Origin of the sequence: Thalassoroseus pseudoceratinae (genome assembly GCF_011634775.1) — a bacterium.
Taxonomy (GTDB): domain Bacteria; phylum Planctomycetota; class Planctomycetia; order Planctomycetales; family Planctomycetaceae; genus Thalassoroseus; species Thalassoroseus pseudoceratinae.
This window is the reverse complement of record NZ_JAALXT010000005.1, coordinates 72,860-88,779: the sequence shown is the minus strand read 5'-3', so window position 1 is coordinate 88,779 and position 15,920 is coordinate 72,860. Positions and strand designations below refer to the sequence as shown.

The window sequence follows — 15,920 nt, the reverse complement described above, 5'->3', positions numbered from 1 at the left end:
GGGCATCTGATCAAGATCAGATGCCCTGGCTGTCGGCGTTCGCGTGTTTCAAACGTCAACTCAAGTGCGTTTACTGTGTATCGCGTCTGAGGGGGGGCCACAGAACATAGAGCGTCACCCGCTACATCAAAACTAGACTTGGTCTAGTGTTTGTGGTGATGCTGCAAGTGTTTGGGGAGTTTGAAACCGCCGGATTCCACGAACGCATGCAAATCCAGAATCTCATCCTTTGTTAGCACATCGAGTAAGCCAGTGGGCATCGGTGAGGTCTTGGATTCGATCTTGAGATCGACATCCTGCTTGCGAATCGTGGTCAGTGTGTTCGGTGTGAGTAAGTTTGTGGCCACTTGATAACTAGTGTCATCTTCTTTGACAATTACCCCAGTCACCACACGCCCTTCACTAGTCACAAACTGATAGTTCTGAAATTTTGCATGGATCTGGGATGATGGCTCGATCATCTGTTGGAGCAATTCCCGTCCTTTGAGCTTCTTGACTGATTCTGTGAGATCCGGTCCTAAATTGACTCCATGACCGGCAATCACATGACATTGATTGCAGCGGGCTTTCACGAACGCAGTCATTCCACGAGCGGCTGTGGTTTCGTTGTGTGGACGTGCTAGTTTGGCGAATTCTTCAAAGTCAGCCATCGTCCACTTTTTAATGACTTGCGGTCGACTCTCAGCAAGTAGCTCCTTCGCGGCTGATTCATTCTTCGCCACCACCATCACGCCATTCATCACAACCCAGTGTCCGGGAAACGTACAAACATACGGGTAAATGCCGGGCTCGGTCGGCGCCTTAAAACGCAAGACATGCACTTGAGTTGGGCGGGTTGGGCCAATCATCGGGGAAGCGTGTAAAATCAAGTTGCGTTTTTGCGGAGGGATAAAGTCAGAACTCGCATTGCGAGGATCTTTAGCCATTTCGTTCGCCGCCATGCCCACTTCCGCGAGTGCATTCGGTTTCACAAAGACGAGGTTGTGATCGGTTGCGTCGCCGTTGGTGAACACAACTTTGACCGGTTGACCTGGCTTGGCTGAGAAGTCTTTGACAGTAAACAACATCCGTTCGGGCACGCAGGCAATGGCAACCTTTTTGAGATCCGGTTGACTATCAAACTGCGCTTGCGAGGCCGTTGGCGTGGGTTCTTTGATGACTTGTTTCTTAGCCGCCTTCTTTAGTAACTCAGCGATTCCGTACTTGGGATTGTTCTCCCAATGAGGTCTGAGAGTGTGTGAGCCAAGGGCACATGTGATTGCATAGGCCACATGACCTTCACGCGGATACTTAAAGACGTCTAGCATCGCTTCGAAGGCGTCATGTGAACCGATATAGCTGGCAGCGATGGCCGCTTGCATACGGACAATTGCATTCGAGTCATTCGCAGCTCGGTTGAGTCGTCGAATAGCATTCGGAAGATAAAGATGCCAATACCGTAGTTGCTCGGTTGCAGCAGCCCGAGCATGATGGTCTTCGCAGTCTAGCAATTCCGCGAGTAGTTTCGGTCTGGGTGTATCAATGCCTCGATACGTCCAGACGGCTTCCATTTGATGATGTCGATAACGAGGGTCGTTAGGATCGAGGTTCATGACCCATTGGTCTAATGCTGTCGCGACCTCAGCTGGGTTCCGTTCACGAAGTTCACGCTTTGCCCAATAGCGAATTCGATATTCGGATCGTTCGAGTAGTTTGACGAGTTCTGGGGTTGAAGCCCCTGCGATATCGACGGGGTCTTGTGTTGGCTTGTCTTTGGCAGTGATCCGCCAGATGCGTCCCGAATGGCGATCACGTCGCTCGTCTCGCAATGAATACTGCATATGTCCTTTGACGGGATTGTACCAGTCACAGACATAAAGTCCGCCGCGTGGTCCGAAACGAAGGTCAACTGGGATGAAACTTAAGTTCGTCGAGAACAGAATGTCGCTAACATATTCTTCCTGATAGCCGAACGGTGTCTCATGCCATTTGTGAATTTCGACTCGGTTGGTAGGTTTGTAGCGGACTTTAATGAAGCCGCCTTGTAGCTCTTTCGGGAATGTGGAAAAGTCTACGAATTCGTGACCGCACACACCGGAGTATGCTTGCAAACCCTTCGGTGCGGGGTGTTGCTGTGGGTAAGGCGGATCAAGCGAGTGAAACGCCGCTGCATAGACGGGATGACTCGCAACGTGCTGTCCCCAATCATCAAACGTTACACCCCATGGATTCGTACTGCGGTACGTTCCGAAACTTGTGAGTCGATGAGTTTTCGGCTCGAAACGAAACCAGCCGCTATTCTGTTGGCGGACCGGGCCGTATGGGGTTTCAACTTGCGAGTGATGAAAAATCGACTCTCGAAAAATCAAGTCGCCATCGGGTGTCCAAGCGAAGTCGTGCAACGCGTGGTGTGAGTCTTCTGTTCCAAAGCCGGATAGAACAACCCGATGGATGTCCGCGCGATCATCTCCGTCGGTATCTTTGAGGAAACTGAGGTTTGGTTGCTCGGAGACATACACACCGCCATCGCCAAATTCGAAGGACAACGGAATGTGGAGATCGTCGGCAAACACCGTGGATTTGTCGGCTTTGCCGTCTCCATCGGTGTCCTCCAGAATCACGAGTTTGTCGTTCGGTTGGTTGCCAGGATAGACGTGTGGGTACGTCGTGGAGCAACTCACCCACAATCGGCCGCGAGAGTCCCAACGCATCTGAATGGGATTCGCGATGTCGGGGAACTCTTCTTCCCCGGCGAACAGGTTCACTTCAAAACGCGGGTCCATACGGAAGGCGGTTTTCTCATCCGCTGCGGACATCCATTCGTTCGCTCCACGACTTTGAAGCGTGTTCGGAAGCGGTGGCACGTTGGAATCATCTGGGCCATTTTTCGTGGCCTTTCCTTGGGCCAAGTCCCAGATGTACTCATCCCGGTTTTGAGCCATGATATCGAAGTTCTTCATCGCCGGAAGAAAGTCGAGATAGCCATACGTTTTGTTTCGTCCGCCGGTGTAGTAGAAGGTGTTGACGGGACGAAACCGACGGAAGTATTCGCGGTTCTTGTCGATGACGGCCGTGCGAACGGCGTCTTTGACAACGGGAGCGTCGGCTTTGAAAACTTCTTCGAACAACGCCGCGGAGAAAACCTGGTTGCCCACTTCGTTGAGATGAATGCCATTGATCGTGAGATCGGAACCGAGGCTTTGCATCTCCTGCTGGGTGGCCTGGAACACATCCGCGAAACCAACTTCCTGCTCGCGGGCTACCTCTTTCATGACGGCGGCGTATTGTTGGATACGCTTGTTGTTGCGGGTGGCGGCGTTGACGTTCTTGATGTCTTCGTTGGCAATCGGCGAGATCAGCACGATTCGCGGGGCGGATTTCCCGTTGAAGGCTTTGGACTTCAAGTTCTTGATGTACTCGGTGAGATTCTTGCGGAACTCGGGAAGTCCATCGTCACCCGCAAACGACTCGTTGAAACCGTACGCAGCGAAGATAACGTCAGCCTGTTCGTGCGTCAGATGCTGTTCGGTGTCGGCGAAGTTGTCTGGCCGGGGTTGGTTGTTGATTTCGTCCGCCGACCATGCCAGCGTTCGCGTGACGAGTTGGTGCTTCGGAAACGCCTGATGCAGCATGGCCTCGAAATGCCCGAACTCTTGTGAACGCTCGAGGAGCGTGTTGCCAATAAACGCAATGCGGTCGCCCTCGTTCAATTTGAGTGGCAAGGTGGTGGCGATGGGCTTCGCGGGTTTGGCTCGCGGCGCGGACTTGGCGTAGATGCCGAACGGCTCAAAATCCTCCGTCACCACGGGCGGAGGATTGTTGAGCATTACGTTTCGGGCGTCTTTCGGGGCTGAATTCTTAGCGGTCTTGTCTTTTTTTTTTCGATTCGGCTTCTTCTCGGGTTTCGACGAAGCCTTCGGAGTGTCTTTGCCTTCGACGATCGGCAGGATGGGCGAGTCCCAACCGCTGAGATCACTTGGCTTCACCCCTTTGCGGTAGCCACCGAATCGGTAAGTCACCGGCTGATACGGGCCGACGAAATCAATCGGGGCATCGGCTTCGATCTTGCTTTCCATGCCGGCAGCCCAGAAGCACGCGTTGATCAGCATTCGGCGGTAGTCATCGTTGAGGATGTCTTCGGATGCACCGTAAGTGCTGGTGAAAACTCGCCCCGACTTCCCATCGCCATTTTGGTAGTTGCGAACCCACGCACCGGGACAAGGTTCCTTGTCTTCGACGGGCGGAGAATCTGGCGTCATGCCTTGCAACGGCTGAGCCAACGCAAGCACGGTACTGTCGGGTTTCGGGTCGGTCCAGTATCCACCGGCCTGCACCCATGGCTTCTCGACGCCACGAAGAATCGGATGAGATTTCTGATCCGGCACAATGTCCAGTCGGGTGCTCATCACATGATTTTTGCCATAATGCCGGACCCATGTTTCACCGAGCACCTGACGACCGAAGCCCTTTTCATATTCTTGACCAGGGTAGTAAGTATCGAAGCGAGCGAACTTTCGATTTTTAGGAATTTTGAACGCGTGCGTCGCGGTTCGCAGACCGACCACCGGACCGGCTCGGTCGAGATAATCGACGACGTGCTGCATTTGCTCGTCGGGGAAGTTCTGAAAGCGAAGGAAGATCACCATGAGATCGGCGGTCTTCAAGGCTTCCAGTCCTGGCATGAAGTTGGAACCAGGAACGATCTCGCCAGTTTTCGGGTCGACCGTAAACAGCACCGTGCATTTGAATCCATGACGCTTCGCCAGAATTCTCGCGAGAGCCGGCAACGTTTCTTCGGACCGATACTCGTGGTCGCCCGCCAAGAACACAATGTGTTTGCCCACGCCAGGCCCGGTGGTTCCTTCATAAACCAATGGCTCGGCGTTCGCCGGACTCGTTAAGAATGTTAGCAATAGCAGTAGCGGCGCGATGGAAGTCTGCATTTGGCGGTCTCGATTTGGATAAACGTCGGAAAATCCCTTTGCGGTCACACATTGTAAACGCAAAGGACGCGACGTTCCAAATCCACCGCAAAGATGCACCGATTTTCTGCGACGGTGGTGTGAGGTGCAGAGTCTCAATCCAGGCAAGCGAGCGTGTATTCGCGATTACTCGTCGGTTTCTTTTTCTTCTGCCGATTCTTCACTGGGCGTTTCCGCTTTGCTGAAGACGTATGAAAGCATCTGCGTGATCGCTTCCATTTCGTTTTCCACGGGATCGCCAGCTTGTAATGGATTGAGGCCGGCAGCGTTTGACGGCAACAAACCTTCATCGCGAGCTTTCTGCACTTCCTGGGCGATGAGTCGTTGAATCGCTTGCGGACTTGGCGGCGATGGTTGCGACGGGCGACCGCCACTACCGCTGCCACGCGGAACCATTTGCTGGTACAACGCCGCATTGATTCGTTGGCGGACAATCGCCATTGCCTGAGCTGGGCTGACTTTGGGGGCGTCGGCATCGGCGGCATTTTTCGCGGCTTCCTCGTCGTATTCCGGAATCGAACCGATATCGCCCAGTCCCTTACGGATAGCGGACAATCGACGAGTGGCCATCGTCAACGCCTGGCACGCCTCGCGAGCGGCGGCCGGTTCCGTGAATTCGTACTTCGTTTCATTTAGATCGATCACGCAGGAGAACATCATGGTTTCGCCCGACTTGAGCCGTTGGTATTTGGATTCGGCTCGACGAAGTTCCGTGATCGCTCGAATTTGAGAATCGAAGGACTTTTCCCGGTCATCGACCGTGACGGTGATTTCCAGGCTGCCTTTGTTGGGGCCTTTTTTCTCGGGTTTGTCGGCGGCCAATGCCGTTGATGCAACACCGATCAAAACGAGGCAAGTCAAGTAACGAGCGGACAGAGTCATGGCAGGTTCTCCCCTGAGGGACGAAAGTGGGCAGGTAGAAAGTCAGCCTGATGCGGCCAACCTCATGTTTTATGCTACTCGCTGCGGATGCATCTGGATAGGTTTGAATCGACTGTTGCGTTGATTTTTCACCGAGACGTCGCCAACCCAGCCGCATGAAACGTCATTTGTGTTTGGAAAACACGTTTTTCGGGTTTTACTTTCATGCGAAAGCCATCATGGTAGGTGTGGGCCAATTCGTTCGACTAACGACCATCAACCGAGATTGAGAACAGGATTTCTGATGCTTGGCCACTTCACAGTTGATCTGCCCACGAGAATTCGACGTATGCGTGATCGTGTTCCTCAGCGTCGGAACTCTCGGCGATCTTCGATGAGTCGGTCGATCGAAGCCTTGGAAGTCCGTTGCTTGCTCTCCGGCACAGGGTTGGAAAGCACGCCGGAACAGGACGGCTCTTTCCCGGTTGCGAATGATGTGTCGCCAAGCGGGTTCAGTGAAACCGTCGTGGTGGATGGTTTGTCGTCCCCCACGGCCATGCAATTCGCGCCGGATGGGAAGCTGTTCATCTTGGAAGACGCGGGCACAATCGAAGTGTGGGACGGCGACACCCGTGTGCAGGCGGATTTCTTGCAGAATTCACCGATCGACACGCAAGTCTTCAGCGAACGGGGCTTGCTGGGAATCACGTTCGATCCGGATTACGAGACGAATCGGTTTGTCTACCTCTATTACACTACCACCGATGCGGATAATCACAATCGCGTCAGTCGATTCACCGCAAACGCCACTGGCGATTTGGCGTTAGCGGGAAGCGAGCAGGTCATCACGGAACTCGATCCGCACTCGGCGGGCAATCACAATGGCGGAGCGTTGCATTTCGGAAGTGACGGAATGTTGTACATCGCCACCGGCGACAACGCCCAGCCCGCGAACGCTCAGAGTTTGACCAACCGGCACGGGAAACTCTTGCGTGTCGATGTTCGCGGAGACGATTTTCCTGACGATGACGGCCAAAATTTCCGTGTGCCAGCCGACAACCCAACCACGTTCGATGGCATCGACGGTACCACCAGCGGCGTGAACCGAGCGATCTGGGCGGTGGGGTTGCGGAACCCGTTTACGTTCGCGGTTCAACCGGAAACTGGGCGGATTTTTATCAATGATGTCGGTCAGAACACGTTCGAGGAAATCAACGAAGGCGGAGCCGGTTTGAACTACGGTTGGCCCGCAACCGAGGGCAACTTTTCTTCCACTCAGTTTCCGGACTTCGCCAATCCGTTTTATGCCTACGATCACGGCGGAACATCACCCAACGGGTGCGCCATCACCGGCGGTGTTTTCTACAATCCGGAAACGTTGCAGTTCCCCGGCGAGTACGAAGGTGATTACTTTTTCGCCGATTTTTGCGAAAGCACCATGTGGCGGATCGATCTGACGACTCGCGAAGTCGATCAGTTCGCGTCCGACCTCGGCAACCCCGTCGATTTGAAAATCGATGATGACGGAAACTTATACGTTCTGTCCCGAAGTCGCGGTCAGGTGCGGCGATTTTCCTTTGGGAATGCACCACCGTCGATCACCAATCAACCGGACTCCCAAACCGTGACGATCGGATTCGATGCCACGTTCACCGTGTCGGCGACGGGCGGTTCCCCACTGTCGTTTCAATGGCAACGTGCGGAGAGCGGAACGACGAACTGGCAAAACATTCCCGGCGAGACCAATCCAACCATCACACTGATGGACATTCAAAACGATGACGACGGCGACCTGTTCCGAGTTGTCGTCACGGATGATTTGGACCGCACCGTGATCAGTGAAGCCGCGACGCTCAGCGTCACCGAAAACGAACCGCCGACCGCCACGATTATCATCGAATCCGGTTTTCAGAATCGGCGGTTTACCGCGGGCGTCGAGATCTCGTTTCGTGGGGAAGCCACCGACTCAGCCGATGGCGATTTGAACCCCGAAGGTTTCGAGTGGCGTGTCGATTACCTGACCACCATCGATGGCGGCGACGCCGACAACGACGGGTTGCCGGGGATTACACGTCCGTTTCTGAGTTCGTCCGAAATCGGTGGCGTGGCTTCGAGTCAATTCACACCCGCCACCATCAGCCCATACACACTCAACGATGTCGCCTACGTAATCACTTTGACGGTCGAGGATTCGGCGGGGTTACGTGATGTCGAGCAAATGGTGATCGAACCGAATTTGCGTTCCGTCATGCTCACGACCGTGCCCGAGGGTCTAGACGTGATTTTCAACGGCCAAACGCTCACCACGCCGGCGGATTTCGTGGCGATCGACGGTTTTGAGTACGAACTCTCCACACCGCAGAACCAGGTGGCCGGTGGGATGTCGCTGACTTTTGACGAATGGTCGGACGATGGAGAGCGAACACACACCGTGACCCCACGCCCTGAGGGGCTGAATCTGACTGCCACTTTTCTCGCAACCGGCGATGCCAACCCTCTGGCGGAAACTACAGATGCCGTCATCGACCCGGCGACGATCAACGGACAATACACTCACATCGCCACCGGGAACTTCGATGGTATTGGTTTGGAAGATCAATTCTTCTGGGACCCAGTGAGTGGGCAGAATCGGTTTGTGCTCGGGGATGGGACGGTTCTCACCAATTACTTCGTTCCCACAAGTCTGAACGGCAACGATTTTACCGTTTTGGTGAGTGGTCGGTATGATCGCGTCGACCAAGACATGTTGTTCTTCTGGAATCCGACAACGGGGCGAAATCGCTTCGGCCACCTGTTTCAGTTGGAACTTTCCCGAGGCATCGTCACCACAAATGTGATTGATCCGTCAGCGATCAACAACGATTTTACTCAGGCGGTTTCCGGTCGTTTGGGACGGAACGAGTACGATTCGCTGTTTTTTTGGAACCCGGCGACGGGGCGGAACCGAATTGTTCATGTGCGTTCGACGACCAGCAATGCCCCAGCCGGCATTAGCAATATTCAAACCAATGTCATTCCTCCACCAGCCGTGAATGGGAACGATTATCAAACGGTGCGGGTCGGCAATTTCGCTGGCGTCGGTACGAGTTTGTTGTTCTTCAACTTGCAAAACGGGGCGAATCGGCGGATTGATGTTTCGGAGTCGATGACAGTCGACGAAGCTCAGTTGATCGATATTGTGTCCAATGTGATTGCACCGACGGCAATCAATGGCGGTGTCTATCCGCAGATTCTCGTCGGCGATTTTGATGGCAACGGGTTCGACGATTTATTCTTCGGCGACCCGCTCCAAGGCCGCAATCGATTGTTTCTCCGGAACGACGATGCGGACAACGGTTTGTTCGAACTCCTCGACAATCCCGCTTCACCAGCAGCAATCAATGGTGCAGGAAACGGAAGGTTTGTCACGATCGAAGCACCGTCACCCACCCAAGCCGATGATTTGTTCTTCTGGATTCCCGAATTGGGAACAAACCGTCTCGCGACGACGGTGTGAATGTGACGATCCCATGCCATACCATGGTGTGACAAATTCGTTGATTCCATAGGGCTGTTGCATGGGCATTCAGATTGGCATGGACGAGGCCGGTTACGGTCCGAACTTGGGGCCGTTGGTGGTGACGGCAACGGTCTGGGATTCGCCAGGCGATCCGCGGGCGTGTGACTTGTGGGAGTGCTTTGCGGAAGTTGCCTCGAATCAGTTCGACGGACAACGGTTGCACATTGGCGACTCGAAAGAAGTCTATTCTCCTGCCAAGGGAATGACCGAACTGGAACGCTCGGTGTTTGCAGTGTTGGGGTTGGCGTACGGTCGGTTTCCCAAGTCGCTTGCCGAGTTGGTGGAAATCATCGGCGGCGACTGGAACGATTTCACCACCAATGAACCGTGGTACGCGGATGACTTGCCGTTGCCGATTCTGGTCGACCCGCAAGCGTTGACGGAACACGTCGAACGTTGGCGAGCATGCTGCGAAAGTCATGGCATTCATTGTCGGTCGATACGTAGCGATGTCGTATTGACGGCACGGTGGAATCAGTTGGTCGAAACCGTCAACAACAAGGCGTTGGCTCATTCGCGAAACTGCTTGGCATTGCTTGGCGAGACTTGGTCCTGTGACGACGGCGAGTGTCTCATCGTGATCGACAAACACGGCGGACGGAATCGGTACGATGAGCTGCTCGCGGAGATTCTCGATGGTGAGATGGTCATGCGACAGGAAGAAGGTCGGCATCTCAGCCGGTATCGTGTGGGGCAAACGGAACTGCAATTTCGTACCAAAGCGGAAGCCGCTTTCCCGGTTGCGGTGGCGTCGTTGGTGTCAAAGTATTTGCGAGAGACAGCGATGGTGTTGTTCAATCGCTTCTGGCTGCGACACCTGCCCGACTTGAAACCGACCAAGGGGTATCCGCAAGACGCCAAACGTTTTCGCGGCGAAATCGCGGAAATGCAGGCGGAACTTGGCATCGACATGAACACGCTGTGGCGAAACCGCTAGAGCCGTTCGCTTGGTCTAGCGATGCGTTGGTAACGTGGGAGTCAACGTGAGGCTTCCGGATTCGGAAATTGTCACCGTGACAGCACCGTGATCGGCTGTGGAAAAAATCTGTGTGGAAGCCGGATACATTGGGCGAAGTTTGTCAGCCAGACCATGTTGGCCGCTGCTGGCGATGGCGGCGATCGCGTTGGCCCATCGCCCGAGAGTTGCATGATCGGTCTGCAGACTGCCGTGGTGGGGAATCATCAGCACATCGACTTTGCGATCGAACTGCGTGAGTTCCACCAGTCCCGCTGCTTCCAAATCACCGGTGAGCAGAATCGAACGACCAGCATACTCGACGAGCAAAACCACACTGTTCGCATTGTCCGTCGCATGACGAACAGATGGTTCAGGAGCCAAGACCGTCAGCGTGACATCGGGATCGAGCTGCAACGTGTCACCGGCTCCAATGAGTCGGATCGGGATGTCGTGTTGGCTGGCCGATTCACAAAGAACTTCCACGCCGGATTGCTGAAAATCCAACAAACTTTGTGCGACGAACACACCCGCGACTGGCAGATCGTCGAGCAGTTCCGGCACACCGTTGAAGTGGTCGATGTCCGCATGAGACACGATCAGTCCGTTCAGTCGGGGGCGGTTAGTGGTTGCAAGTGCCGTGGTCACGACACGAGCCGGACGCGATGGATCGTCAATCGCACCGGCATCGTAGAGCATGGTTCCGCCGTCGGGCGTTTCGATCAGCACGGCTACACCATGCCCAACTGCCAAAAACGTGCACCGCAGTTCCTTGGCGTGCGAGGGAAACGATGTCGCCATCAAACCAAACGCCAACCATCCCAGCCCACCGAACACAATCGGCCGAAGGGTTTGGGACGTGTTTCGCCATCGCCACAAACAGCCGGCCAATCCCAGGTAATAACCAACCAGCCACCACATCGGAACCGATGAAATCGCGAGATGCCCCGCCGACCACGCAGCGGCGTTCTCCACGATGAACAACAACAGCGACAGCAACCAATCGAACAAGAATCCCAAAATCCATCCCAGCCAAGACCACGCCGGTCCGAATAGCAACAACGCGTATCCAAACCCCAATAGCGGAGTCGCGAGGGGAACGAGAATCAGATTCAGCAGAAGCCCAATGGGAGAAACAATCTGGAACGTGGACGCAATCAGAGGGGCTGCCAACAGCCAAATTCCGAGCATCACTTGCGCACTGTCGATCACGAAATTTCGAACGGCAGCGATGGCGTCTTGCCAAGGTGTCGGCAACCGACTTTCATCGGCGAACTCCGGTTCCGTTTGCGATCGTGGCCAAGTTTGCGACCAGAAAATCCCCATGACCGAAAGCAACGACAGCTGAGCACCGACATCGAACAGCATCAGTGGATCGTGTAGCAAGAGGACGGTCATTGTCACTCCCAACATGTTCAGCAATCGCGTCGGACGGGCCGAGAGTTGGCCCAAAATGAAGATGGTGAGAAAAACACTCGCTCGCAAAATCGGCGGTCGCAATCCGGAGACGACTGCCAAAGCCCAGACGGCCAGCAGCATGATGCCACCAGTGGTTCGCGGTGTGAGCATCATCAACCGACACCCCGCCCACACAAATCCCGCGAAAATCGCCACGTGTAATCCGGAGATGGCAAGCAAGTGCATCATGCCGGTAAGCGCAAATTGATCCCGCAGTGATTTCGGCAACCGTGTCCGCTGCCCGATCAACAACGCCGACGCCACCGCACCGTGTTCCGGACCGAGTCGATGAATGAGAAATGTCTCGGCCTCCGATTGAACTCGATTCAAGAATCGTCGGAAACCGAAGCCATCGGCGGTGTCGAGCGTCTGCACGGCATCGGGATGACCGGTCCGTAAGATGGCACCGATGCCCTGTCGTCGCAGGTAGGTTGCATAGTCGAACTCACCGGGATTGCGTGGCGGTGTCGGCACGGATAACCAACCCAGCACACAAACGTTGTCACCGACCATGCCGTGCGTGAGGTGCCCGGAAACTCGCAGTTGAACTCGTCCCGCAATCGTTTCCGGTCCGTTGACAGTATGGAGCGTTTGACAACTCAGGACGGTCAACGTTTCTTCGACCTGCGGATATGCGGCCGGCATCGGGCTGGTTTCACGCGGGCGGATCACCGGACGCGTCGCCAACACGCCTTCCACCCGCACCAATTGCGGTTCCTCGGTGGCGAACCGAGCCAAATCGTTCGCGGCTTGGGTGGACCAATCGCGGTGGTGGATCGCTCCGCCAACGCAACCGAATCCCACCAGCACACCGACGCCCGCCACCGGCCAATACCGCAACCGGACGAGGCCAATCGTGACGACAACCACAGCCGTTCCGAGAAGTAGCCAAGATGTTATCAGTGGTGAAGCGATGCGATCGATCAGGATTCCCGCGATTAACGCGAGAGCCACCGACATCGCCGGTGCGCGACCGGAAAGCAACGACGAAGATGGCGACGAATGAGAATCCATGCACCAAGTGTAGGCGGATTACCTCGAAAACCCCAATCGACGGACAATTCCCAGCCGTGCAATGAAAGCAACGTCAGCGTCGGTTCATCGTTTCGCTACGCCTTTTGCAATCGTTCCAAGGGGGTGCCGGAACTGATGGCCATGGGGCGGCCGATCGGTGTGAGGAATTCTTCCGCGGGATCAAGACCGAGCGTCTGAAAGACGGTGGCGAAGAGATCGGCCACGCTGACGGGATCGGTCGGGTCTTTCTTTTTCCCGGTCGGGTCGGTCGCACCGATGACTACACCCGATCCAAGCCCGCCGCCACCGAGCACACACGAAAACCCCGTCGGCCAGTGATCGCGACCCGCGAGCGGATTGATTTTCGGCGTGCGTCCGAATTCACCGATGCACAGCACAAGCGTGGAATCGAGCAGGTCACGTTCGACGAGATCGTTCACCAACGCCGCAAACGCCGGGTCCAACTCGCTGGCTCGCGATTCGTGAATTTCATGGTTGTTGGCATGACTGTCGAAACCGTCCAAGTTGACTTCGATCGCCCGCACGCCCTGCTCGACCAGTCGCCGCGCAACGAGACAACCGCGACCGAACTGCGAATCTCCGTAGGCATCTCGAACGGCTTCCGGTTCATCTTCAATCGAGAACGCACTGAGTTGCTCGGATTGCATCATCGTGAGGGCTTGCTTCGTGGTGTGCTGATGCAACGTGCGACTACTCACCTGCGGTCGTCGCGATGCGAACGTTTGCGATAGCACATCGAGTGCAGCGAGGCGGCGTTGCTGACGTTCATCCCGGACTCGTGCTCGCAAGTTGGGCAAACTTCGACCGGGATCGTAAACCTTGAACGCATCGAATTGATCACCCAAGTATCCACCCCGACCAGGAGCGGGACTACTGCCGAGCGAAATGTGATCCGGGATTTCCAACTTCGACGTGGGCAATTCGTGAGCCAACACCGCCCCCATCGATGGATGCGTCAGTTTGACATCTGGCCGATAGCCGGTCTTGAGCAGGTACGTGCCACGTTCGTGATCGCCCTCCTCGGAAACCAACGAGCGAATCACGTTGAGATGTCGCATTTGCTCGGCCATTCGCGGATACAAACTGCTGATCTGCAACCCCCGTTGAGATGTCGCGATCGCTTGCGTATCCCCGCCGATTTTCGTGCCGGGATGCGGGTCCCACGTTTCCAACTGACTCGGCCCGCCTGCCATCCACAAGAGGATCAGCGATTTCGGTCGTTCCGCTCCGCGACTGTTCGCCGCCCGCGAATCCATGGCTGGCAGTGAGAAACTCAGCCCGAGTCCGGCGGCCAGTTTCAACGCATCGCGACGTATCATGTCAGGAAAGGAAGTCATGCGAAAGGCTTTCGATTGATCAGTGATTCCAGGAAAATTCTTCGCAGTTGAGCAAGGCCCACGCTAAGTCTTCGACGGCCCGAGCCCGATTGTTACCGTATTGACCTTCGAGTTGAGCAAGCATCGCGGTTCGTTCCGCTTCCGTGGGCCGACGCGTTAGGCAGACGAGAAACAGCACGTCCAAACACTCCTCGTTCGTGCCGGCGGAATGGGCGATTCGGCCAACCGATGACAACGGCGTTGCTTTTGTGAGTTCATGCGGTAAATTGCCGTTCATCCGCAACAGAGTTTGCGAGACGGTTCCCGCCCGCTCCGCGAGTTCATCGCCCTCTGCATCGCCGAAGTCACGAACAAAATCTTGTTCGCGGAAGAAGCGAACTGTTCGCACCAGCAGATTCGATTGCTGATCAATCGTCTTCACCGAGGCCGCTTGCAACATCGATCCGATGACCTGTTCCGGTCGCAACCGAGTGACGGGAAAGACCGCGCTGTGTTCTTCGTGGGTCCAAAACCGACGGGCTTCTGTCTCCGAGTGCGTTGACGCTAGTCGGAACGGTTTTGAAGATGTGATCGTCAAAATCAGCCGTCGTAGATCGTAGTTGTGTTCCCGAAAATCTCGGCCGAGAATGTCAAGCAAATCCGGCTCGTCGGATGGGTCCGGCATGTCATCCACGGGTTGCACGAGTGGTCGCCCGAACAACAGTCCCCACACACGATTGACAATGGCTCGCTCGAAACGCCGGTTCTCAGCGTGCGTGATCCAAGCCGCTAACCGATCGCGACGACTGCCCTTCGCAGGCAACCATTCCTCACCGAATGGGACAGCAGGCGAGATCGTTTTTTGTTCCAGCGTTTCGCGATCTTCGATCATGTACTCCAGTGGCTCGCCGTCGACAAAACCGAAATCACGAACGCCATCGAACTGAAGTTGTGTGTGCCCGTAGAACGATGCCAATCCTTGAAATTGCGGTTGCGTCCATTTGTCGAAGGGGTGATCGTGGCATTGGGCGCAGTCCATGGATTGCCCGAGGAATGCCCGCACGGTGCGGCTGGCGAGTTTTTCCTCGTCGAACTCGTCATTGCTGAATGCAGCGGTGAGAAAGTTCGTTGCCGGATCGCCGGTCCACAGGCCATCGGTTGCGATCAATCGTTTTACAATTTCGTTGTACGGTTCGTTTTCCCGCAAACGTTGACTCAGCCAGTTGACGAACCGATCGCGTCGATACAGCACGAACTGACCGTCTTCCGTTCCGACGAAACTTCGTGCCAACCGTTCCGCGAAGTAGTCGGCAAACCGACGGTCCCGCAAGCGATTCAAAGTCCAGCGGGTGAGACGGTCGGGTTTGTCGTCGGACTCAAAACGCCGGATTTCTTCCAACGATGGAATCGTACCGTGCAAGGCCAACGACAATCGCCGGAAGACGGTTAAGTCATCGGCCAACGCACTCGGTTCGAGATCGAACTTCGACCATTCCTCATCGAATTTTCGGTCGACTTCCGCGATGGCGTTGCCTAGCGACATCTCGCGTGGCAGATTCGTGGGAATTGCTCGGCTGACCGACGATCGGGCCGCCCAACTCACCGCGACAATCACGCCGGTGAGGACAAGAAGTGGTAATATGGGAAGTCGAAAACGATTCATTTCCATCGACTCGGCTTGCGAGTGAGATTTCGAAGGGCTGCGACACATTTTACCTCGCCGAGTCCGATGTGGTTTCATTTTCTGAAACGATTTCGCGAGCGGGTGGGTAATG

At 55.3% G+C, this 15,920-nt stretch carries 7 protein-coding genes; 2 read left to right on the top strand and 5 right to left on the bottom strand.

The window, feature by feature from the left end; translation table 11 throughout:
• Positions 1-143: 143 nt before the first annotated feature.
• Both G6R38_RS18165 and G6R38_RS18160 read right to left on the bottom strand, forming a co-directional pair.
• Positions 144-4,922: a PVC-type heme-binding CxxCH protein gene (locus tag G6R38_RS18165; RefSeq protein WP_166829380.1), complete on the bottom strand. Its 4,779-nt coding sequence runs from the start codon at positions 4,920-4,922 to the stop codon at positions 144-146.
• Positions 4,923-5,087: 165 nt separating this feature from the next.
• On the bottom strand, positions 5,088-5,843 hold the full coding sequence (locus tag G6R38_RS18160; RefSeq protein ID WP_166829377.1) for a hypothetical protein: 756 nt from the start codon (positions 5,841-5,843) through the stop codon (positions 5,088-5,090).
• A 328-nt stretch (positions 5,844-6,171) separates the two neighbouring features.
• Here G6R38_RS18160 and G6R38_RS18155 point away from each other — a divergent pair, with 328 nt between their 5' ends.
• Both G6R38_RS18155 and G6R38_RS18150 read left to right on the top strand, forming a co-directional pair.
• Positions 6,172-9,318, top strand: a complete 3,147-nt coding sequence (locus G6R38_RS18155; RefSeq protein ID WP_166829374.1) for a PQQ-dependent sugar dehydrogenase — start codon at positions 6,172-6,174, stop codon at positions 9,316-9,318.
• Positions 9,319-9,379: 61 nt separating this feature from the next.
• Positions 9,380-10,318, top strand: coding sequence for a ribonuclease H family protein (locus G6R38_RS18150; protein ID WP_166829371.1), 939 nt, complete (start codon positions 9,380-9,382; stop codon positions 10,316-10,318).
• 15 nt (positions 10,319-10,333) lie between these two features.
• Here the strand turns inward: G6R38_RS18150 and G6R38_RS18145 are convergent, their stop codons facing one another.
• The 3 genes from G6R38_RS18145 to G6R38_RS18135 all read right to left on the bottom strand — a co-directional run bounded on the left by G6R38_RS18145 (position 10,334) and on the right by G6R38_RS18135 (position 15,808).
• Complete coding sequence (locus G6R38_RS18145; protein WP_166829368.1) at positions 10,334-12,808, bottom strand: DNA internalization-related competence protein ComEC/Rec2; 2,475 nt, start codon at positions 12,806-12,808, stop codon at positions 10,334-10,336.
• A 95-nt stretch (positions 12,809-12,903) separates the two neighbouring features.
• The gene (locus G6R38_RS18140; RefSeq protein ID WP_166829365.1) at positions 12,904-14,166 is read right to left on the bottom strand and encodes a DUF1501 domain-containing protein; all 1,263 of its coding nucleotides are present in this window, start codon (positions 14,164-14,166) and stop codon (positions 12,904-12,906) included.
• A 19-nt stretch (positions 14,167-14,185) separates the two neighbouring features.
• Complete coding sequence (locus tag G6R38_RS18135) at positions 14,186-15,808, bottom strand: DUF1549 domain-containing protein (protein ID WP_240928265.1); 1,623 nt, start codon at positions 15,806-15,808, stop codon at positions 14,186-14,188.
• Positions 15,809-15,920 lie beyond the last annotated feature (112 nt).